Origin of the sequence: Pedobacter sp. Leaf170 (genome assembly GCF_920984665.1) — a bacterium.
Lineage (GTDB): Bacteria > Bacteroidota > Bacteroidia > Sphingobacteriales > Sphingobacteriaceae > Pedobacter.
Genome location: NZ_CAKLBP010000001.1, coordinates 400,490 through 418,989, shown reverse-complemented (window position 1 = coordinate 418,989; position 18,500 = coordinate 400,490). Strand labels below are relative to the sequence as shown.

General features: G+C 37.0%; 27 protein-coding genes and 1 tRNA gene. 4 read left to right on the top strand and 24 right to left on the bottom strand.

Going from position 1 to position 18,500, the window contains the following annotated elements; translation table 11 throughout:
- Nucleotides 1-181 precede the first annotated feature (181 nt).
- From LUA90_RS01855 to LUA90_RS01740, 24 genes are all read right to left on the bottom strand, one after another.
- Nucleotides 182-733 carry an ASCH domain-containing protein gene (locus LUA90_RS01855; protein WP_231489886.1) on the bottom strand — a complete coding sequence of 184 codons (552 nt, stop codon included), beginning with the start codon at nt 731-733 and terminating at the stop codon, nt 182-184.
- Entirely contained in the window at nt 733-885 is a 153-nt protein-coding gene (locus LUA90_RS01850) for a hypothetical protein (RefSeq protein ID WP_231489885.1), read from the bottom strand. Before LUA90_RS01850 ends, LUA90_RS01855 begins: the two co-directional genes overlap by 1 nt.
- Nucleotides 886-964: 79 nt before the next feature.
- On the bottom strand, nt 965-1,483 hold the full coding sequence (locus tag LUA90_RS01845) for a hypothetical protein (protein WP_231489884.1): 519 nt from the start codon (nt 1,481-1,483) through the stop codon (nt 965-967).
- 2 nt (nt 1,484-1,485) lie between these two features.
- Entirely contained in the window at nt 1,486-1,674 is a 189-nt protein-coding gene (locus LUA90_RS01840) for a hypothetical protein (protein WP_231489883.1), read from the bottom strand.
- Nucleotides 1,675-1,741: 67 nt separating this feature from the next.
- Nucleotides 1,742-2,605 (bottom strand): AAA family ATPase, encoded by an 864-nt coding sequence (locus LUA90_RS01835; protein WP_231489882.1) that lies wholly within the window; start codon nt 2,603-2,605, stop codon nt 1,742-1,744.
- Nucleotides 2,526-3,326: a DUF6291 domain-containing protein gene (locus tag LUA90_RS01830; RefSeq protein WP_231489881.1), complete on the bottom strand. Its 801-nt coding sequence runs from the start codon at nt 3,324-3,326 to the stop codon at nt 2,526-2,528. Before LUA90_RS01830 ends, LUA90_RS01835 begins: the two co-directional genes overlap by 80 nt.
- 196 nt (nt 3,327-3,522) lie before the next feature.
- Complete coding sequence (locus LUA90_RS01825) at nt 3,523-4,134, bottom strand: helix-turn-helix domain-containing protein (protein ID WP_231489880.1); 612 nt, start codon at nt 4,132-4,134, stop codon at nt 3,523-3,525.
- Nucleotides 4,135-4,136: 2 nt separating this feature from the next.
- Entirely contained in the window at nt 4,137-4,346 is a 210-nt protein-coding gene (locus LUA90_RS01820; protein WP_231489879.1) for a hypothetical protein, read from the bottom strand.
- Nucleotides 4,347-4,354: 8 nt separating this feature from the next.
- Nucleotides 4,355-6,880: a DNA methyltransferase gene (locus LUA90_RS01815; protein ID WP_231489878.1), complete on the bottom strand. Its 2,526-nt coding sequence runs from the start codon at nt 6,878-6,880 to the stop codon at nt 4,355-4,357.
- 22 nt (nt 6,881-6,902) lie between these two features.
- Nucleotides 6,903-8,600 carry a DEAD/DEAH box helicase gene (locus LUA90_RS01810; RefSeq protein ID WP_231489877.1) on the bottom strand — a complete coding sequence of 566 codons (1,698 nt, stop codon included), beginning with the start codon at nt 8,598-8,600 and terminating at the stop codon, nt 6,903-6,905.
- Complete coding sequence (locus LUA90_RS01805) at nt 8,593-8,817, bottom strand: hypothetical protein (RefSeq protein ID WP_231489876.1); 225 nt, start codon at nt 8,815-8,817, stop codon at nt 8,593-8,595. Before LUA90_RS01805 ends, LUA90_RS01810 begins: the two co-directional genes overlap by 8 nt.
- Nucleotides 8,817-9,035 carry a hypothetical protein gene (locus tag LUA90_RS01800; protein WP_231489875.1) on the bottom strand — a complete coding sequence of 73 codons (219 nt, stop codon included), beginning with the start codon at nt 9,033-9,035 and terminating at the stop codon, nt 8,817-8,819. Before LUA90_RS01800 ends, LUA90_RS01805 begins: the two co-directional genes overlap by 1 nt.
- A 21-nt stretch (nt 9,036-9,056) precedes the next feature.
- Nucleotides 9,057-9,128, bottom strand: a tRNA-Cys gene (locus LUA90_RS01795).
- 31 nt (nt 9,129-9,159) lie between these two features.
- Complete coding sequence (locus LUA90_RS01790; protein ID WP_231489874.1) at nt 9,160-9,822, bottom strand: hypothetical protein; 663 nt, start codon at nt 9,820-9,822, stop codon at nt 9,160-9,162.
- A 5-nt stretch (nt 9,823-9,827) separates the two neighbouring features.
- Complete coding sequence (locus LUA90_RS01785) at nt 9,828-10,586, bottom strand: 3'-5' exonuclease (protein ID WP_231489873.1); 759 nt, start codon at nt 10,584-10,586, stop codon at nt 9,828-9,830.
- Entirely contained in the window at nt 10,587-10,901 is a 315-nt protein-coding gene (locus LUA90_RS01780) for a KTSC domain-containing protein (protein ID WP_231489872.1), read from the bottom strand. It abuts the gene before it with no gap.
- Nucleotides 10,902-10,911: 10 nt separating this feature from the next.
- Nucleotides 10,912-11,367, bottom strand: a complete 456-nt coding sequence (locus LUA90_RS01775) for a hypothetical protein (protein WP_231489871.1) — start codon at nt 11,365-11,367, stop codon at nt 10,912-10,914.
- Entirely contained in the window at nt 11,367-12,032 is a 666-nt protein-coding gene (locus tag LUA90_RS01770) for a hypothetical protein (RefSeq protein WP_231489870.1), read from the bottom strand. The genes LUA90_RS01775 and LUA90_RS01770 overlap by 1 nt, the downstream gene beginning before the upstream one ends.
- Before the next feature lies 1 nt (nt 12,033).
- Nucleotides 12,034-12,387 carry a hypothetical protein gene (locus LUA90_RS01765; protein WP_231489869.1) on the bottom strand — a complete coding sequence of 118 codons (354 nt, stop codon included), beginning with the start codon at nt 12,385-12,387 and terminating at the stop codon, nt 12,034-12,036.
- A gap of 4 nt (nt 12,388-12,391) precedes the next feature.
- Nucleotides 12,392-13,612, bottom strand: coding sequence for a hypothetical protein (locus LUA90_RS01760; protein ID WP_231489868.1), 1,221 nt, complete (start codon nt 13,610-13,612; stop codon nt 12,392-12,394).
- Between the two features lie 102 nt (nt 13,613-13,714).
- Nucleotides 13,715-14,686 carry a recombinase RecT gene (locus tag LUA90_RS01755; RefSeq protein WP_231489867.1) on the bottom strand — a complete coding sequence of 324 codons (972 nt, stop codon included), beginning with the start codon at nt 14,684-14,686 and terminating at the stop codon, nt 13,715-13,717.
- A gap of 275 nt (nt 14,687-14,961) precedes the next feature.
- Nucleotides 14,962-15,270, bottom strand: coding sequence for a hypothetical protein (locus tag LUA90_RS01750; RefSeq protein ID WP_231489866.1), 309 nt, complete (start codon nt 15,268-15,270; stop codon nt 14,962-14,964).
- Nucleotides 15,271-15,540: 270 nt separating this feature from the next.
- Entirely contained in the window at nt 15,541-15,789 is a 249-nt protein-coding gene (locus tag LUA90_RS01745; RefSeq protein ID WP_231489865.1) for a hypothetical protein, read from the bottom strand.
- Entirely contained in the window at nt 15,786-16,355 is a 570-nt protein-coding gene (locus tag LUA90_RS01740; RefSeq protein WP_231489864.1) for a response regulator transcription factor, read from the bottom strand. The genes LUA90_RS01745 and LUA90_RS01740 overlap by 4 nt, the downstream gene beginning before the upstream one ends.
- 129 nt (nt 16,356-16,484) lie before the next feature.
- Here LUA90_RS01740 and LUA90_RS01735 point away from each other — a divergent pair, with 129 nt between their 5' ends.
- The 4 genes from LUA90_RS01735 to LUA90_RS01720 are packed head-to-tail and all read left to right on the top strand — an operon-like array spanning nt 16,485 to nt 18,402.
- The gene (locus LUA90_RS01735; protein ID WP_231489863.1) at nt 16,485-17,273 is read left to right on the top strand and encodes a helix-turn-helix domain-containing protein; all 789 of its coding nucleotides are present in this window, start codon (nt 16,485-16,487) and stop codon (nt 17,271-17,273) included.
- Nucleotides 17,274-17,301: 28 nt separating this feature from the next.
- Entirely contained in the window at nt 17,302-17,838 is a 537-nt protein-coding gene (locus LUA90_RS01730) for a DUF4468 domain-containing protein (RefSeq protein WP_231489862.1), read from the top strand.
- 2 nt (nt 17,839-17,840) lie between these two features.
- The gene (locus tag LUA90_RS01725; protein ID WP_231489861.1) at nt 17,841-18,047 is read left to right on the top strand and encodes a hypothetical protein; all 207 of its coding nucleotides are present in this window, start codon (nt 17,841-17,843) and stop codon (nt 18,045-18,047) included.
- Nucleotides 18,001-18,402: a helix-turn-helix transcriptional regulator gene (locus tag LUA90_RS01720; protein ID WP_231489860.1), complete on the top strand. Its 402-nt coding sequence runs from the start codon at nt 18,001-18,003 to the stop codon at nt 18,400-18,402. The genes LUA90_RS01725 and LUA90_RS01720 overlap by 47 nt, the downstream gene beginning before the upstream one ends.
- Nucleotides 18,403-18,500: the final 98 nt, after the last annotated feature.

Sequence of the window (18,500 nt, the reverse complement as noted above, 5' to 3'; positions counted from 1 at the left end):
TGGATAAGGCTGGCTCCCCTTCCAAAAGGGAGCTACCTTTTTTCTATAATGTTAAACATTAGGTGAATTACCATCATTCCAACAGACCAGATAAAGACGACTATTTTGAATGATTTATTTTGCCAGAGCCTCAGCCACGCAAGTCGTAGCTCTTTCATTTTCATGTACAGAGTATTTTTCATCAGAATTGGTCTTGAGAATTAAAATCTTGGCTCCATTGTTTCTGTTCATCAGTGGGGCTTGGTTCGAACGGGCTTATAATCATTTCAGCAGTTCCAATAACTTGATAAGGCTTTTCATAATTCCACAAACTCAATGCACCTTTCACGTTTAAAATTGGTTGTTCATATATAACAGCGTTTGCCAGTACCCAATTCCAAATGTAGGGTTGACCTTTACGAAGAATATGTATGCCGGTATCAGGGCAAACATCATACGCCATTTGCTCTGCCCAAATACTTTCATTGTTTAATACACAGTCAACGATATCAACTTCGCCGATGATGGCACCGTTCTGCCAAATACCATTATTGAACGTCAGTTGCTTATCCAAAGGAATATTGTTGTATTGCTTATAGTTTAAAATGGTTTCAAGGTCGTTGCCAACTGGTTTTGATGCTGCATGTATAAATATTCTGCCTCTGTATTTTGTTCTCCAGCTGCGGTTTTCGATATCTTTTATGCCATGAGCAATCAAAGATGCCCATGGTTGTTTGATGGTTAAGGCTTTCATTAACTTCTCATTAATTTTTTATCCTTAATTGTTTTCGGGTCAATTTGCTTTTTGCATGGTTTGACTTCTTTTTTTTCACAAGCGCTCAATGATAATACTAGAGCGAGGATAATTAGTTTGTGCCATTGAAAGGCGATAGGTTTTCTTTTCATGTTTGCTTTTTTTGGGTTATATCGCCTAATTAGCCGATATAGTGAATTATCGGACGATTAGCCGATATTGGTTTTCGGTTTAGTTATTGTGACCTGGACATCCGGTTTTAGGATTGAATCCAAAACAGCCAATCGAACCAACATAGACTTCGCCGCAGTCAAAGCGATCCTGAAGGTGTTGTTTAATCTTTCCTTGAAAGGTTGGAAACATATCGATTAAGTCAAGCTCATCCAAAGCCAGCAGGGTTTCAATTTTCGTGTCAATATGATGCCTTTGCCCATTTAAGCTATTTACCGGTTGTTCATCAAGCGGATTAGTAACGTAGATTGACATTGGCTGAAACAAATTTGCTGGGGTAGCTTCGCCATTGCCATCAACAATGACACGGCCACTCTCATCGGTTTCTGCCATCAAACATTGTTGGTAATAAATTTTACCAGTTTTGTTAATCTCTGCTATTTCCTCAGCAGAAAGTTTAAAGCAGCATGTTACGGGCACAAGCCTGTCTTTTCGGTTTACGTGAATGTAAAGTGTCTCGTATTCATCTTGCGTTTCAGCCAAAGGAAGGCTAAACTGTACTGTTTTTAATGACTTCATAATTAAAATAATTTTGATTGATTATTACGTGAAGGAACAGTTCCCTCATCAAGCATAGCATCAACTTCTTTCTCAAGCTTTTTTGCTTCATTGATTGCAGAAGTTGCTTTTGTTCTAAAAAACTCTTTTTGAGCGTTTCTCATCTTATCGACCGTCTCAATAAATTTTGGTATGTCTGTTACCGTTTTCATATTATTTTGTGGTTAGGGTTAACTAATTTGTTTCTTAGGTGATTAGTGTATAAAATGTTTACTTTTTCTAAGCTCGTCTGTCTTTAGAATTCTTATCGAAAGTGAGCACATTCATCATTTCACGAAGCCTAGAGCGTATTCTTGAACCGTAGGCTTCCTCAATTTCAGAGCCGCTCAGGTTTGTGGTGATGTGAAAGTTTCCTATCAATTCGTTATCATAAATCTTAAAAATTACATCTTGCATCACATTTACTTCATTTCCGAAGTTCTTTTTTGAATCTTCTGTGCCTAAATCATCAAAGCAACGTCCAAGCGATGTAAGTCCAAAGTTTTGCTCAGGGTAACACGCCGGCATGTTTGAAAATTCTAACAAAGCATTTGAGCCGTCTTTTGAATATTTATCAGCAATGGTTCTGCATGATATTACGCCGAATGGTTTCGATGTGTTGAATGCGAACATTTTCATTAGCGAAGTTTTGCCACATCCAACCGGACCAAAAAGCATTATTCCTTTTTCAAGTGAGTGACCGTCTTTTTCAAAAGCGATATCATCAGAAAAGTATTGGCAAAGGAGATTGAAAATATCACGGTTGCTTTCATCGAGAATAAAAGGTTTGATTTTTCTATCACGGTATTCTTTCAGTAAATGTTCGTCAGCTACATCAGCGATATTGTATTTACTGCATAAAACAGACCTTAATTCCTGACAAGACAGTTTTCTGTAAACTTTTGGTTCTCTCAATTTTTTCAAATACTGTTGCTTGTATATCTCATCAGCTTTATTTTTTTTAAAGTGGTGAATGCCAAAAGCTATTGCAGATTGTTCTTCTTCTTCGGTTAGAATTATGTGGTCATAATTGGCCGAAATCTTTTGGAGCTGCGGTGCCATTATTTGATTTAAGGCTTGAGGTGTTCGTTTTTGATTTTCCATTGTTGGTTTGTTTTTCGATTGATGTTAGTACCCAGTTAGCGGCCGCACTTTTCCAGATTGACATTTTGTTTTTTCCGACCATCCAATTTTTTGAAGAGTAAAAGTTCATGAATTTTTCAGCCTGGTGATTTGCTTCAGATTCTGACCAAAACGTATCGTTTATTTTTTCAATAAAGTAATCGTAAACCTGAGTATGTGTAGGGGGAGAAAATCTTTTCGACCCACCATTATCCTTCTTTATTACATTCTCATTAACAGTAACAGTTACATTCTCATTAACAGTATCATTAACAGTAACAGCGACTGATGCGACCATATCCGATGATGTGCGACCGTCTGCGACACTTTCTATCGGTATGCGATTATTTTTATCGGTATGCGATGCTCTGCGACTTTCAGCGATTTTTAAAGCTTCATCAACACTAATTTCGCCTTTTGTGTATCTCTCGTATATGTCTACATTCCAGCGTTTTAAGTTTCCGATTTGGCCGCCTTGGCTTTTGTTCTCTTTAACTTCTTCCCATTTATGCAAGTCACGTTTCAGCTGTAATTTTATCGGTTCGAAGAGTAATTTAATTAATCTGTTGGGAGCTTCTGGATTTTGATCGTTAACGTATCTCAGTAAATGTTTGACCAATAAGCCGGCTTCGACATCTTCTAATTCCTCAAAAGTTGAAATAAGGTCTGCGTACAGAACAAAAGATTTTTTGTTTTCTGCCATGGCTATAGTTGAATTAAAAAAGGTAATACTGTTCCCGTAATCAAAAGATTGACAGCCTTATTCTGGTGCTGAAAGCACGAAGAACGATTACGGGAACAGTATTGAAATTTCTTTAAGGTGTCAATCTTAAAACAAATGTATAAAATATAACTAATATACCAAATACGATTAATTAGATTTAAAAAAAAGTTCCTCATCATAGTAATCTGTTAATTGTCTGGGTGAGTTTTTCGAACTGCTTGTCAGTGAATAATAACTCATTGTAAACTCTTTTACTATTAAGAATAGTTGAATGGTCACGGTTAATCATTTCTCCCATTTTCTTTAGTGTAACATTAACATTCCATTGAAAACAGGTTCCAACAAAAAGATGCCTGGCTAATGAAATACTTTTCAATCTATTGTCAGATTTAATTCTTTGAATAGGTACGTTGGTGACTTCTGAAACAACTTTTAATACTCGATTTTCATCAACCGTGAATGGTTCATCGGTAGAAATACAATTAATGATTGGGATATTCATTAATTGTGCCCATTCAACTTCTTGTGCCATACCTTTGCTAATTTTTCGGCCGTAAAGCCTAAGCTCTTTTACAAATCCAGATGTAAAGTAATGAAAGTTGTTTTTAAAGCCACGAGCCCTTTCTTCGGGTTTGTTATCATCCAAAGCCATGCAATCTACTAAATATGGTGCAAAAGGAATAATATCAGGCTCGGTTCTGTTTAACTCGCCTACAATCTTAATTACTTTTTCAATGTTAAATTTTACGTTGCCACCGATTGGGTGAGCGATATAAACTACTTTCATAATTACAATTCTAAATTTAATTGATTTCTCGACATTGCTTTACAACCTACACACATGGGCATAAATTCATCTAACATTCTTGTTTCTTCTTTTATTTCGTCCATCCTTTTTTTACTTGGAGTTTGGTTGATATCAAAGCCATGTTTTTGAATTCCATGTGTGATTGCAGGGACAGTAGCAATATTTGGTTTTCTAAATAAATCTGATTGCATCCCGTTCATTATACAGCCTCCAATACTTCAGGGTACATATCAAACAGGGTTGGTACATTTTTTTTGTACTCAATCTCGTTGCAATACGACTTACCAATTTGAAAATAAGATGGATTAAGCTCAACTCCGTAACCTTTACGGTTCAGAACGAGTGAGCGATACGGCACGGTAAATACACCGGCAAAGTAATCTGAAACAGTTTCGCCTTCGTTCGAATAACGGATGATTAATCTATCAACGATATCGAAAGGAAGAGGGCAGATGTGCTGGTCTTTACCTGCTTGGCCTAAAAGGGTGTTCATGCCCCTCATTCTTGTAACATCCGTCCACACATCATCGTTCCATGATTGAGGGTCTACTGCTGCAAAATCTGAGGGTAATTTCCCTGCATTTTCCATAGCCTCAGCAATAGCAACATGACGGTCAAAGTCGTATACTTCGTTTCTGCTTTCGCCTTTCATCAGCTGCATAGCATATTTTAAATCGTGCCTGCTGATTTCTTCTGGAGATAATAATCGATTACCGGATGCGCGCCAGAATCCGTTAGCATCTATTTGCCATCTTGCTCGGGTGTATTCGTCCTTGCTTTTTGCCACAGGTACATCCGCAAAAGAATTGCTGGTGTCTGTTGGCAGTTTGCGGAATAGCAAAATGTATTCGCTTGAACCTACACCCATGCCAGTACCATCAACAGCATTTTTTGACCAGCCTAAACGGTAAGTTTGATTGTTTTCACTTACAACATCGGTAATGATGCAAATTCTTCCCATAAACTCAAAGCCATGTTTTTCGTATGCATCGGCCACTTTATCAGAAAACCGGTAAGTGGTGTACATTCCTTTGCCTGAGAAATTACCAGGTATAATTCTGTCTTTAACATGAACCGCGGATACTCGACCAGGTTTAAGTACTCTTAGTTTATGCGGCAGCAAGAAATCCATTTGAGCAAAAAAACTCTCGTTATCCTTGTTATGCCCAAAGTCGTTGTAATTTGCTGAATATTCGTATTGAGTGCTGAACGGTACCGATGTGATTTGTAAATCATCTGAGTTATCAGGACGGTTCTCAATCTCTAAAACGTTGTCATTATTGATAGCAGTGAAGTTCGGTTGAATTACCTCTTGCCTTATAACACCTTTTGAGCGTTTCAATTCTTCAATTGAATCTTTTGCAGATAAACCGTATTTCTCGATAATGGCTCTGAAAGTTTCAAGCAAATCATCATGTTGCTTCCATTTTCTTAAAAGGTCGGTTTTAATATGCTCTTCCTGTTCTGTATAAGCAATGTGAATTTCAACTCCATGCTTTTGACCGAATCTGTGAATACGGTGAATCGCTTGAATAAAATCGTTAAATTTATGGTCAATTCCTAAAAAGAACGCTTTATGACAATGTTTTTGGAAGTTACACCCTGAGCCTGCAATTGATGTTTTGGTTGCAAGAATTTTATATTCACCGTTAGCGAAGCCCATAAGAAGCTTTTCTTTAGGCTCGTCATCCTGATTACCGTATACAGTCGTACAATCAAAAGCTCTTTCGATTGCAACACGTTCACGCTCCAATCCGTGCCAGATTAACCAATTTGATTCTGTATCGATAACCTCAAGCGCTTTCTGTATTCGTTCATTGATGCTTTCACGCTTTACAGCTGACTCTGGCGCCAATCCTTTTGGACGGTCCGCAATCATTTTTAATTGGCCGCGATCATCGATGGGCGTATCTTTTTGCTCAACTTTAACACAATGCCAGTGAACTTTTAATTCAGGCAAATCGTAACCTTCATCAGAATAACCGAGGTAAGAAGGTTTTGGAAGAAATAATGCCCAACTATGAACCCATAACCAAAACTCCTGTTCCATATTCGGAAGTATTGTTAATTGGTCGGCTTTTTTAGAGTCACGTTTAAAGAATCTTGTTTTAGCCTGGCTAACATCCATTATACCTAAGAACGCTGCGTAGTTCAAAAGTTCAATGTAATCGTTAGGTGAAGGTGTAGCTGTAGCAACAAACTTATGTTTAACGTTTTTGAACTTCTGCAGGAATTGAATATAAGTTTTTGAAGCTACAGAGCGCAGGGCAGAGGCTTCATCCAATGTTACCATTTTATAAATATCAAGCATGAAGTCACCATCACGCACACGCTCATAATTTGTGATGTGAATGTTTGCAGCACTTTCAATTTGTTCTTGCTTGCTTCTCACGTATTCCATCGATAAACCACGTTCTTGAAGCTTTAAAAGCACTTCCGCATCATGTTTGAATTCTTGCTTCACACCTAGTGGGCAGATGATAAGAACCTTGCCGCATGGGTATGCTTTTAAAGCCTGAAGACAAAGTTCAAGCTGAATTAAACTTTTGCCCATGCCAAAACTGGCGAAGATAGCACGGTTTCCGCCATCAGCAGCCCACTTTACTGTGTCTGCCTGATGACCGAATAACACCTGACTGATAACATCAGTATCAAACCCTGATTTGGGCGTTTCGCTTATTTTGCTATCGATGAAATCTTGATATGTTTGTTTAATAAATTCCATATATCTTATACGCCGATTACGACTATTTTTGAGTAAATAAATTAATTACGCCATCGATGATCGACTCTTCAGTCTGATCCTCTGCACCGGTTACGGTATTGGCTATTTCACGCTTGCTATTGATTAGCTTATAATTCCATTCGTCAATAGTGTCTTTACCTAGAAAGTAAGTACACATCACATTTGAATGCTGACCCATACGATAAAGTCTGTCTTCCGCTTGGTCCATTATAGCTGCATGCCAACCGAATTCAATAAAGCAAATTTGAGTGGCCACGTTTTGAAGTCCATTGATGCCTACACCGCCAGCTTTCAAGTTTAAGACTATGACATCGATGTTCGGGTCGTTTTGAAACCTATCAACCGCCTGCTGCTTTTGTTGGTCGTTCTCAGAGCCAGTAACACGAACGGAGCGGGAAAATTTTTCTTGTACAGCTGATATAACTTCACGCAACGAAGCGAAAACTACAATCTTTTGCCCACTCTCAATGATATCACCTATAAACTCAAAAGCATCTTTCAGTTTACCTCTGGCAGAAATGTTCTTCAATATTCCAATCCGAACCATCACTTCACCCTTCATTGATTTGTCAACACTTTCTTGCGACTGCTTTTTGATGTTGAGCATGTAGCTTTCTAAATCAGCCTGAGCATGGCGATACTCTTTACGTGAATGTTCATTTAAATCACAAAGAATAACCTGTCGCATTTTGTCCGGAAGATACTTTTTGATATCAGGGTCAGTTTTGTTTCTTCGGTAAAAGCAGATTAGGTTTAGCTTGTAGTTTAGTTCTTTTAAATTACTTGCTTCTTTTGGCCCACTACAGTACCGCTCATTAAATGCCTTCCAGCCACCGAAATCACTCATTCTATCAAGAATACCAAGCTGGGAAATCAAATCTTTTGGCTTGTTTACAACTGGCGTTCCTGTGAGCATCAAAATTGTTTCTTTACCGGTACAGATGCCTTTGGTAAACTTCGTATTCTTCGTTTTTAACGATTTTACTTTGTGGCTTTCATCGATGATAACTGCTTTAAAAAAGTTAACATACTTTTCTTTAAAGTGAATGTTATTGATGCGCAGCTGCTTTCCTTTTTCTGGAACATCTATTCTGTCAACAAAGTACTTCTTTAAACTTTCATAATTCACGACAAAAAACTGTGATACTCCTACACGGAAAAACTCCATGAAAGTATTTTTGATGCTGTCTTTTAAAATGATGCCTTTAAAGTTTGTTGCCATTTTGATTTCTGTCAACCAGTTTTCTTTTACAGCTGAAGGGCAAATGATTAAGCAAGGAAAAACAACGGTACCTGTTTGCGCTAAACCTGCAATGGTTGCGATGGCTTGAAAGGTTTTGCCCAATCCCATATCATCTGCAATGATTAGCCTTTTTCTATCCATTGAGTAAGCCACACCTGTTTTCTGATAAGGCCGCATTTCACGCTTTAAAGCAATATCAATGGTAAGCTCAGGCATTGGAGGAATGGCAAAATTTTCAACCGGTTCAGGTTCGTATTTGAAACCAAAATCTAAGCCGTGTCTTTTAGCAAAACGTTCGACCTCTTCACGGTGTTTAACCGGAACAAGCCAAACCTTTTCATCATAAACCCACTTTCTATCAGGCAATTCTTTAACAGCTAATGTAATAGCTGGTCGGTAAGCAAATTCGATCCTGAAGTTGTTACCGACATGTTGTACAGTTCCAATACTAGCCATTACAGAAATTATTTATACGTTCGATTGATTCTTTATCACCAAAGGAATTAGCAACCTCTAACGCTGTTTCTTTCATTTTTTCGAAAAGAGAATGTTGCTTGTCTACTAACCAGACACCGTCAGGCCACATGTTCAATAAAATAAAATCTTTGAAAAATTGGCTAGATGGAAATAATGGGTTTTCATCTTTTAAATCACGTTCAGTTACTAATCTCATTACAGTTCAATTACTTCGAAAGCTTTGTAAGCCGCCATTTCAGCATCTTGCTTTACTTTCAGGTTTAATTTATTTCGGTTGATTATGTTTTGAGCCTGCTCAACGGAATGTTCAAGATTCTTAGCTCTAACCTCAATTCGTTTCGGATTGATATCCTTAATAGCTCCGTAATCGAATAAGGCTTTAAATTTTTTAATTGGTTCTTTTTTATTACTCATGTACTGTTTACGATTAATTTGAGGCAAGTATCAGATTCGAACTGATGAACAATAGTTTTGCAGACTATGCGCTTACCGCTTGCGTAACTTGCCGAGCCTATCGTTTTACCGATAGGAATAAATTTTAAAATGTTGAATTATCGTCTTCGTGATCCTCTTCTTGGAATCCGATTTTCATCTGAGCATCTGGCATGTATTTGCCGTTGTAGTAAAGTTCAGCCTCTTTCATCGCATGTTTGGCGACGTGTAAAAGCTCATCACCAAATTCATAAAAGTCTTCGTCAAAACCTTCAAAGTGAACGAGGCCGGTACTTAAGGAAAGCACTTGTTTGCCACGAATTATTTTGGCGCCGGTGATGATAATTCCATAACCACTTGAGATATCAAAACCAGTAACCTTAACCTTGGCTAAAGGGCTATCTTTCTCTTCAAAGTTATCAAGCTCTTGAGGACTTAAAACTCTGCCATGTATATCGAACGATTCTTTCTGTTCGCATAGAATGATTAAATGCGAACGAAGCAATTCTAATGCTAGATTAAAATCATGGTGAGGCAGGAATGCCATTGGTTCTTTAGCCAGATTGGTAAAGGTTCTTAATTCTTCGACACCTTCGGCATTGGCAAACATTCTGGTAACCGCCTTTTCAATCTCAAGGTTTAATCCAACTTTTCCTACGCCAACTTTTAAAATGCGGATTTGCGTGCCTGCTTTCAGCTCATACGACTCTGCAGCTGCGGCCTTCTTTTCTTCCAACTCTTCTTTGGAAATTGTTTTTGTTTGTGCCATATAGATTAATATAAATTGTTTTCAGTCAATATTTCCTCACAGATTCTCATTGTATCTTCGGCAAAATCTTTTTTAAGCATCCATTGAACAAATGATAAATCCTCTGTTGCTTTTTTGCCTTTATGTGGGCCAAAATTGAAAATGATATCACCGGCATCATCAGTGGAAAACTTACCGGATAGGTCAAGAACCGGCTTATCATAATTAGAGAATAAAGCAAGCTCGTCAACCGTTACCGGTAATGTATCATATTTTTCAATTTGGGCTAGTAGAACATCAACAGTTGCGTTCACATCCGCTTCTGCACCATGAGCACCTTCAAGATTTTTGCCGCAATAATATTGAACAGCAGCTTCCAGTGTTCGCGGTTCTTGAATTTTAAAAATTACACCGGCATCTACCATTTTAAACTTGGTATAATCCCAATATAAATCAGCTCGCCTGAACTCAGTAAATAACAATGGTACGTCATAACGATTTGAAGCAAAGCCAGCAATGTCACAACCATCAAGATATTTTAAAAGTCCTTTTGCTGTGTATGAGAATGGGTGTTCAGTGGCTACAGCCTCATTTGTAATCCCATGAATATCGATTGCCGACTGAGGTATCTCAATACCAGGATTATATCTTCTGGTTTTATTTTCACGAGAACCATCAGGGAATAACTTGGTTACCGAAAGTTCAACTATTCTATCATTTTCAGGGTTAACGCCAGTGCCTTCAATATCAATAAAAGCAAGTGGCCGTGTAAGTTGCAGTCTCATTTAAAACATTTTTTCGCTTTCTGACGGATGCATTTTAATCATTTCACCTTCTAATTTCTCAGAAGGAAATACTTTAACAATTCGGCCGCTTATAAATTTGCCGATGCTCTCGCAGTTAATTATTTCAATAACAGTGCTGCTGTCAAGTTCTGAGTATATATATGATGAGCCGTTTTTGAATTGAACAAATAGTTGATTCGTTTCACTGTTTAATCCGAAGAATGCAACATTGCTTGAAGTTTTTTGGCTGATTTTAAAGCCGTTTATTTTAGCATTAACATTGTAAGTAATGCCGTCAATTTTAATCGTTTTCATGGTTTTTAGATTAGATGGTTACACCAATTCGGTTGAGTTGTTTGATAAGTTTTTTACGCCTTTCTTGCTTCTCATAAAGAAGTATAGCAAGTACGTTCAAGGAAAGGTTATCGTTAAGCTTTGTTTCAAGGTTAGTACTGTTTGCTGAGGCAACCTTGGGAGCGAAGCTGCTCATAGAAGGCCAGCTGCTTGTCGCACTTCTAATTATTTCGTCGAATGGATTGAAGCTGATTCTGCCGCTAGACAAACTTCCAAAATCAGACTTTAAAGAACCGTCTTCATCTAAAATTGATTCTTTGTCTTTAGATTCCTTTAAAGTATTATCGATAACCGAGATAGACAAATTCACAGTTGCATTCCCATTTGCGATGATATGTGCAACTTTATCAAGTTCAATGATTTCAGCATCCAATGTTTTGATATCATTGTATATTTTTTGCGATTTTTCTAATTGAGTAATGTTCATTATGCAGTTAGTTTAAGTCCATCAAAAAGCATCCACCATTTAAAAGCAAGCTCTTGATATTCAGCTTTACCTTTTTGGTATAGATCATCACCTCTGTTGATGGGGATTTTAAATATTTTACAGTTCTTTTTGCTGATACCAATCAGCATATCTTTATCAGTGCCGCCAATATCCATATACCAGGCTCGGCTTCTGAAATACCCAAAGTGTTCGCATGCTTGCTCAAACTGCTTTTGAGTTTCAGCAAAAGTGCTTTTGATATCGCCGCCCATTTTCCAATCGGGAACAAACAAATCCCATTTGCAGCGAACATCAAGCTTAAATTCAAAGCCCATGTAATTGATTGGCCAATCTTGTTGAATTGATATCGCCTGAAAATCTGCAGCATCGTTTATCGTTTTACAAAAAGGGTCTTTCATATAAGCACGTTTCATTTTAAGCGCTAAATCAAAATCCTCTTGAGTATAGGAGTAATCTTGATACTGAACCGTTAGGTTGAATAAATCAACTTTATCTGGTTCAGTAATTAAATTATCCAATAGCGTTCCGAAAGCATAAGCTTTTCTTTTATCGCCAAACTCTGCGTGAGGGTAAAGCAAATCTTGCAAGCTACTTAAATCAGAATTTGATACTTCTGGTCTGCCGAAATATGGATCTTGTGCCATGCTAATGAAAATCTAAAGTTTCATTAAGTGAATGAGCCAGTAAACATCCGTCTCTGAATTGTACCGAGCGACTATACAGTTCGCTTTCTGTGTCCATTTTGGGAATGTAAGCATCTAAACTTTCGGCTAGCTTCTTACAGTCTTCGGGCGAAATTTCGCCGTCACAATCTGAATGGTTAAAAAGTATTTCTAACCCACCGTCGTTTAAGGTTGAAACTGGTTTAGTGGCGTCTAAACCATAGCCTTCAAATTCACTAATATCTGAGCCATTAACAAGCTCAAGTAATTGCATTCTAAATCGCATGAAAGAACTATAAGCCCCGTGAAATGCGTTATGTGATGTATCTAATCCCATGTTATTATCCTTTAGATGCTATTGCTTTATAAGTTTCTTCATATTGAAGGTGCTCACTGATAATTTTCTCATCATTTTTATGAGCAAACTTTTCTGCAAAAGCTTTTATTTGGGTGAAATCTTTTTTCAAGAACTTTTCAACTGTTAACCCTCGTCCTTCTTTTTCAAAATAGAACATAAACAAGTCAGCAATACCACTTGTATCGAGAACGTTGATGGTATAACCTTCACGAGATTTGCCGGTACTTTCTTTGACTTGAGCTAAGGCAGCTGCAGAATCGAACAAATTGCCAGCAGTTTCTTTTTTCTTCTGGTCTTCAATCGCCTTCGCATCGTCAAGGGCTTTTTGCTTTGCAGCCTCTTGCTCATCTTTAACTTTTTGCAGCCTGCGCTCTTCGGCTTGCTCTTCTAAACGTTTTCTTTCGGCTTCGCTAGATTTTGCAATTGCCTTAAGTTCATTTATACGTGAAGGTATCAGGTCAAGCGTTTCGTTTTTATGAGCTTCCATAATCTCTCTGAAATTGGCTGCACAATCATCGTAAAGCTTGGCTCTGCACTCAACTATTAATTCACCAACTTGTTCATCGTTTAAGTATTTAGCAAAAACAGTTGGCACTATTTTATCGAAAGCCTCCAGCGGATAGTTGATTTTAACATCATTGATTTTGCCTTTGATTTCAGCGGCATTATCAATGGTCAATTTATCGTACGTGTCGGTAACGAACTTTTTAAAGGTGAATAGCTTAGTGTTATAAATCTGCTTAATTTGCGTTGCAATTTCAGCAGCCAGACTTATTTTTTCATTAGCAATGTTTTGCTTTTTGATGATGGCGTCTTGTTCAGCCTTTGCTTTTTTAGCTTTTTCGCCAGCCCATTCATTCCGTTTAGCTTGAATTTTTGAATATACGCTGTTTGGTTTTTTAGGGTCGATTTTACCTTCAAGTTCGGTGAAGAAGCTTTTCATTTTGTCAATCACCTGGGTGATGGGTACCCTTCTCTTATTTAAAATGCCGGCTGCATCTTTTGCTTTTACTTGCCATTGGTTCGCGGCAGAATCAAGCTCATCATTCATGCCTTCTGCTTCAATAGTATCAAGCAATTGTTGGCCGCCTTTTTCAGCTGCTAAGGCTAGATTTTCATTTTTACTGAGCACGGCAGATGCTCCCTGCATAATTTCAGCTATCTCGTCGACATCGATTTTCGCTAATTCTGTTGTTGTTGACATGGTTCTTTTATTTTAAAGTTGAAATGTTAATGGTTAAGGCAGCCGGTCACGTAGACTAAAAAACCGTTTTATCCGGCCGCCTGTGGTTTATAATTGTGTTAATTAAAATTCAGGTTCATCATCGTCATCACCTGCAATCACAAGTGTTTTTTCAGGCTCTTCTTGAGATTGAGCTTTCAGTTCGTTCGTGAAATCATCATTCACTACTTCATGTTCAATATCTTGCGTGTTACCTGTTGCAGAGTGTCGCTCTGGGTCGATACCGTAATCGATAGCTTCCGGTTGGGGAACCTCTTCTGATTCTACAGCAGAGAATTGACCAACATTAACTTTTGGGTATGTGCTGAATGCGTGCTTGATTGTTTTAGCCGATAAAAATCCTGTATCAATCTGCCCATTATTAGAAGTGTAAAGAGCATTTGCTTTATCATTATTATTATCACCTTTATTTTGTCTGTTAGAATAACCCTTCAATCGGTCAATATCTTCGATTGTCATTACCGAGAAATCAACTGAGCCATCAGGTCTAACCAGGCGAATGAATGATGCAACGATAGTTTTAGATTTTCTTGGGATAATAGCTTTATGAACTACCGACTTTCCATGAACATCAGTTGTAACTTCGAAGAAATCACCTTCGTAAACTATTACAGGATTATCAGCATGCTTAATCTGACCAGCACGCAATCTCATCTTTAATTCACCATAAGGCGATATAGCTAACTGTGCGCGTTTTTCCCAAACTGCAGGTTGACCTTTTGGAGCAACATTAAAGTTTTTGCTGGTGATGTAGCAATCTGGTTTCGGGCCCTGTTCTAAACTGAGCCTATTAACATTAACATCTAAGAAAGCTCCATACAATGAAAGAGGGCTACAATCTTTTAATGTTGTGCTTTCTGAAAGCATCTTTTTATAATTAAATACCTGAACATGGTATTCTTGCTCACCTCTATCAGAACCGGTGAAGCTATTGTGTAATGCGATGAATTTGTCTTTAACAAAATCTAATTCTACTAATTCAATTGGTTTAGCTGCTTTCAATACAGCCATAACATTTGTTACTTGATTTGACATAATATTTTAGTTGATTTTTAATAAGTTAATGCGCCGATTATTACGGCAATGAAAAGGATGGCATAAACGATTCGGTCAAAGTACACCCATTGTTTGTGAGTAATCATATACCAGAAAAAAAATACATGATTACAGCTAAGCCAGTTAAAAGAGCAATTGCAAAAGCTTTCAGCGAATCGATTAGCATGATTTTTATAATCTTTAAATCAATGCTGAATTGAGGCTCTTTAAATTTGTTTTTGCCGGTTGGGTTTTGATAATACTTTTTCATCACGTTACCCTCCATAAAAGTTAGTTTGAAGAAAAGTGGATTTTGCTTGATTGAAGGTCTCTTTATCTTCTTTAAAAACAGGGTCGCTTACTCTCACCTCATTAAACCAATCTGCACCGCTTGTGATGATTAATGTAGCATCGGGGTAGTTTAACATGGTTTCATTCTTCCAATTGTTAAATGATTCTGCATGTTCACACTTACGAAGGCTATCAGTCGGGTTTTGAGCATGAAAAGCCTCTTTGTTAAGAAAGTTTGCAACATCCTCATAGGTTGCCTCACTTAATTTGATTGTTTTTTCTAATTTTGACATGGTTCTTTTATTTACTGTTGACAGGTAAGTTTAAGATGGGCAGGTGTGTTGACAGCATCTGCCTTCTTTTTTGCTCTTATCTTATCATTGTGGGCAATTATAAAAGCGCGTTTGATCATCTCAACATTAAGCTGTGAACGTTCGTACTTTTCATATTTAACCGACTTTGACATTTATTTTTTAGCTGATAATTGCTCTGTTAATTGTTGACATTTAATAGCCTCTTCCAAGAAGAGTTTTTCCAGAATCTTAATTCTGGCTTTCAATAATTTAAGTTCTTGCTTCTGGCTCATCTTTATTATCCTCCAATCTTGTTATTAGTAGTAAGTGTTGACCCTCTTCTGAAATCTCTTCTGTTGAATACCTGCGTTTGAAATAATCAAGTTCTTTTTTGAACTTGCTAATCATTGGCGCAATAGTTACACGCTTTTCGTAGGGCACTTTAACCTTTTCGCCTGGCTCAAGGTCGAGAATTGATTCTCGGTAAGTTTTTTGCTTTTCGATAATTAAGACGCTCATTTCACGAACCCCTTCTTTGTTGCGAAAATTGCAAGCTCAACCTTGTTGTTTAGCTCTGTTTTTTTCATGATGTTTTGAATATGTCCGCTAACAGTGTCTGTGCTTACGAAAAGCTCATCAGCGATTATTTTATACGATTTATCGATTCGTTTAAGAATTTCAATTTCAGATTTAGTCAAGTGCCCGTTGGCTACTTTGATAGTGCAGCACAATTTTCCTTCGTAATTACAAGTACCTCTTAAACCACAATCGAAGTATTCAGCATACGATAGCTCACCTTCAACTGAAATATCTGGTTCAGTGTCTAAACCACCGTATCTGCAATAGATGTATTGCCTCATATAATCTTCTTGAGATAAGTTTTCCCATTTAGCAAGTGATTTCAATGCTTCTGGGTTGCTTAACATATCATCAGAAATCTTATCAAAAATCCATTGAGGAAATTCTTCGTAAGTGAAAGTCTTGCCATCGTGAACGCATTTAATTTCATTCTGGTGAACAAAAAACTCAACACCCTTATCTACAAGGCCGGCAATGAGCTTACTATGATTACGGCTATTTAACATTTGGTTCTTTTTTGGGGTATAGCAATTAATAGTTTATATTTATCTTTGTTGTGTTGTACAATACAAATGTATAGAAGATTATTCTATACTTTATATTATTTATCTAAATAATTTAGCTTATTAATCTAAATGCCTGAAAATCAAATAGAAAAAATTTCTACAAAGAAAGATAGACTCCTAGAATACATATCTAATAAAGACTTGACGATTAGGCAATTTGAGATTATTGCAGGTTTGAGCAATGGTTCTATAGGCAAGATAAAAGGTAACATATCGCCAAGCATGATAGAAAAAATTTCTAATGCTTTTAAAGATGTAGATTGGACATATATTGAGGCTGGGGTTGGTAAATCGCCTGTGATTGAGGCAATACCAAGGTTTGGTATGCCTGACCCTGAAATTTTTAAAGATAATGATGATAAGTTTGCTTATTCTGAAGAAGGTGGGGTTTCTGCGATGAGGGTTAAAATAGTGCCGGCAAAAGCGCAACTTGGTTATTTACGTGGCTTTGCTGACCCTGAGTATTTTGACACGTTTGAATATGAAATAATACCAGTCGAAAAAGAGGCGAGAGGTGCTTACCTGGGTTTTGAAACCGTTGGGTATAGTATGGTGAATCTTATGAGTGAACAATGGGCTGAGAAAAGTATTTTTCCTAAAAGAGTAGCTATTGGCCGTGAGGTTTCAAGCCATCTTTGGAAATCGAAGTTGCATATACATTCAAATGATGCATTTATCATCGTTCACAAAACTGACGGTATACTAATAAAAGAAATAATCGCTCATGATGTTGAGCACGGAATTATAACAATTCATTCATGGAATCCAGATAAGCAACAATATCCGGATGAAGATTTATACCTTGATGATATTGCACAAATCTTTAATGTACTTACCGTAATTGATAAAAGGAGATAGAATCTCGATATTAAAACCCTAAAACACTATGAAAAAAACTATTCTAATTTTAATGCTTTCTGTAGTTTGCACCTCGGCTTTTTCACAGTCATTCAAATTAACGCCTAATGGATTTGTAAACGCCGCTGACACTACAAAGAATTACGTTGTCATTGATGTGCCGAACAAAAAACAAACAGATTTATACAAATCTTCATTGTTATATTTTTCGAAATTATACGTTTCTCCAAAAGAAGTGATGACGTTGATTGAGAACCAAAGCATAATACTTAATGGTGTTGAAAAGCAGGCTGTTAAAATGAAGGTGCTATACTTAAATCCATCTTGGGATATTAATCATACATCTAATTATGAATTTAAAGATGACAAGGTAAAAGTCAATTTTAATATCAATAAAATTAGCACCTATACCGGCGACATTTTTAGAGAGAAAACTATGCGTGATTTCTTCAATAAAAGAGGTGAAGTTAAGGATGAGAAAGCAATAAAATCAATTGAGGAATATTTTAATCAAGGATTGAAAAAGTATGCAGAATCTTTAACCTCCCAAAAATCTGATTGGTAATTATGAAAAGAACTATAAAAATAATTACAAAAAATCGTACAGAAGCTGAACCAGAAGAGGTGAAGAATGATTTTGAAAAGACTGGTGTAAGCTCGTTTAAGCTTAACCTAAATATAACACTTACTCAAAAAGATTTGGAAACAGACCTTATTAAAAGAACCGATGGAAAATTTATCAAAGCGAGCCACTTCGAAGAAAGTAATAACTAAAGCCAACCCGAGCGTGGAGGCAGAACGTTTTAGAACTTTTAGAAAAGCCAACAATTTAAGCCAGGTAGAAATGGCTGAATTCTTAAAATGCAGCCAGCCACAAATCAATAAATATGAAAGTGGCGCTAACCTTATTCCAATAGAGGTGCCTAAGCTACTTCACAATAAATTGCAGCTCAACTATGAGTGGTTTTACCACGGAAAGGGTAGTATGAAAACTGTAGTTAAAAAACCTACGCTTAATGATACTATTGAACTTTCATCAGAAGTGAAGAGATTAACTGAAGAGGTCGCAAGCCTAAAAAGCATGGTTAAAGACCTTGTTAAAAAGGTTTACGATAAAGCAACTAATTAATTAAGCTGACCAGATAGCTGACCAGCACATAAAAAACACCCTGTTTTGAGTATTAAAAACCCCGTTAAACACACCAAAAAGGCGGTAGATATTGGTTC

Coding starts and splice junctions, on each gene's coding strand:
- LUA90_RS01855 (WP_231489886.1), bottom strand. CDS start 733: ATGAAAGCCTTAACCATCAAACAACCATGGGCATCTTTGATTGCTCAT.
- LUA90_RS01850 (WP_231489885.1), bottom strand. CDS start 885: ATGAAAAGAAAACCTATCGCCTTTCAATGGCACAAACTAATTATCCTC.
- LUA90_RS01845 (WP_231489884.1), bottom strand. CDS start 1,483: ATGAAGTCATTAAAAACAGTACAGTTTAGCCTTCCTTTGGCTGAAACG.
- LUA90_RS01840 (WP_231489883.1), bottom strand. CDS start 1,674: ATGAAAACGGTAACAGACATACCAAAATTTATTGAGACGGTCGATAAG.
- LUA90_RS01835 (WP_231489882.1), bottom strand. CDS start 2,605: ATGGAAAATCAAAAACGAACACCTCAAGCCTTAAATCAAATAATGGCA.
- LUA90_RS01830 (WP_231489881.1), bottom strand. CDS start 3,326: ATGGCAGAAAACAAAAAATCTTTTGTTCTGTACGCAGACCTTATTTCA.
- LUA90_RS01825 (WP_231489880.1), bottom strand. CDS start 4,134: ATGAAAGTAGTTTATATCGCTCACCCAATCGGTGGCAACGTAAAATTT.
- LUA90_RS01820 (WP_231489879.1), bottom strand. CDS start 4,346: ATGCAATCAGATTTATTTAGAAAACCAAATATTGCTACTGTCCCTGCA.
- LUA90_RS01815 (WP_231489878.1), bottom strand. CDS start 6,880: ATGGAATTTATTAAACAAACATATCAAGATTTCATCGATAGCAAAATA.
- LUA90_RS01810 (WP_231489877.1), bottom strand. CDS start 8,600: ATGGCTAGTATTGGAACTGTACAACATGTCGGTAACAACTTCAGGATC.
- LUA90_RS01805 (WP_231489876.1), bottom strand. CDS start 8,817: ATGAGATTAGTAACTGAACGTGATTTAAAAGATGAAAACCCATTATTT.
- LUA90_RS01800 (WP_231489875.1), bottom strand. CDS start 9,035: ATGAGTAATAAAAAAGAACCAATTAAAAAATTTAAAGCCTTATTCGAT.
- LUA90_RS01790 (WP_231489874.1), bottom strand. CDS start 9,822: ATGGCACAAACAAAAACAATTTCCAAAGAAGAGTTGGAAGAAAAGAAG.
- LUA90_RS01785 (WP_231489873.1), bottom strand. CDS start 10,586: ATGAGACTGCAACTTACACGGCCACTTGCTTTTATTGATATTGAAGGC.
- LUA90_RS01780 (WP_231489872.1), bottom strand. CDS start 10,901: ATGAAAACGATTAAAATTGACGGCATTACTTACAATGTTAATGCTAAA.
- LUA90_RS01775 (WP_231489871.1), bottom strand. CDS start 11,367: ATGAACATTACTCAATTAGAAAAATCGCAAAAAATATACAATGATATC.
- LUA90_RS01770 (WP_231489870.1), bottom strand. CDS start 12,032: ATGGCACAAGATCCATATTTCGGCAGACCAGAAGTATCAAATTCTGAT.
- LUA90_RS01765 (WP_231489869.1), bottom strand. CDS start 12,387: ATGGGATTAGATACATCACATAACGCATTTCACGGGGCTTATAGTTCT.
- LUA90_RS01760 (WP_231489868.1), bottom strand. CDS start 13,612: ATGTCAACAACAACAGAATTAGCGAAAATCGATGTCGACGAGATAGCT.
- LUA90_RS01755 (WP_231489867.1), bottom strand. CDS start 14,686: ATGTCAAATCAAGTAACAAATGTTATGGCTGTATTGAAAGCAGCTAAA.
- LUA90_RS01750 (WP_231489866.1), bottom strand. CDS start 15,270: ATGTCAAAATTAGAAAAAACAATCAAATTAAGTGAGGCAACCTATGAG.
- LUA90_RS01745 (WP_231489865.1), bottom strand. CDS start 15,789: ATGAGCGTCTTAATTATCGAAAAGCAAAAAACTTACCGAGAATCAATT.
- LUA90_RS01740 (WP_231489864.1), bottom strand. CDS start 16,355: ATGTTAAATAGCCGTAATCATAGTAAGCTCATTGCCGGCCTTGTAGAT.
- LUA90_RS01735 (WP_231489863.1), top strand. CDS start 16,485: ATGCCTGAAAATCAAATAGAAAAAATTTCTACAAAGAAAGATAGACTC.
- LUA90_RS01730 (WP_231489862.1), top strand. CDS start 17,302: ATGAAAAAAACTATTCTAATTTTAATGCTTTCTGTAGTTTGCACCTCG.
- LUA90_RS01725 (WP_231489861.1), top strand. CDS start 17,841: ATGAAAAGAACTATAAAAATAATTACAAAAAATCGTACAGAAGCTGAA.
- LUA90_RS01720 (WP_231489860.1), top strand. CDS start 18,001: ATGGAAAATTTATCAAAGCGAGCCACTTCGAAGAAAGTAATAACTAAA.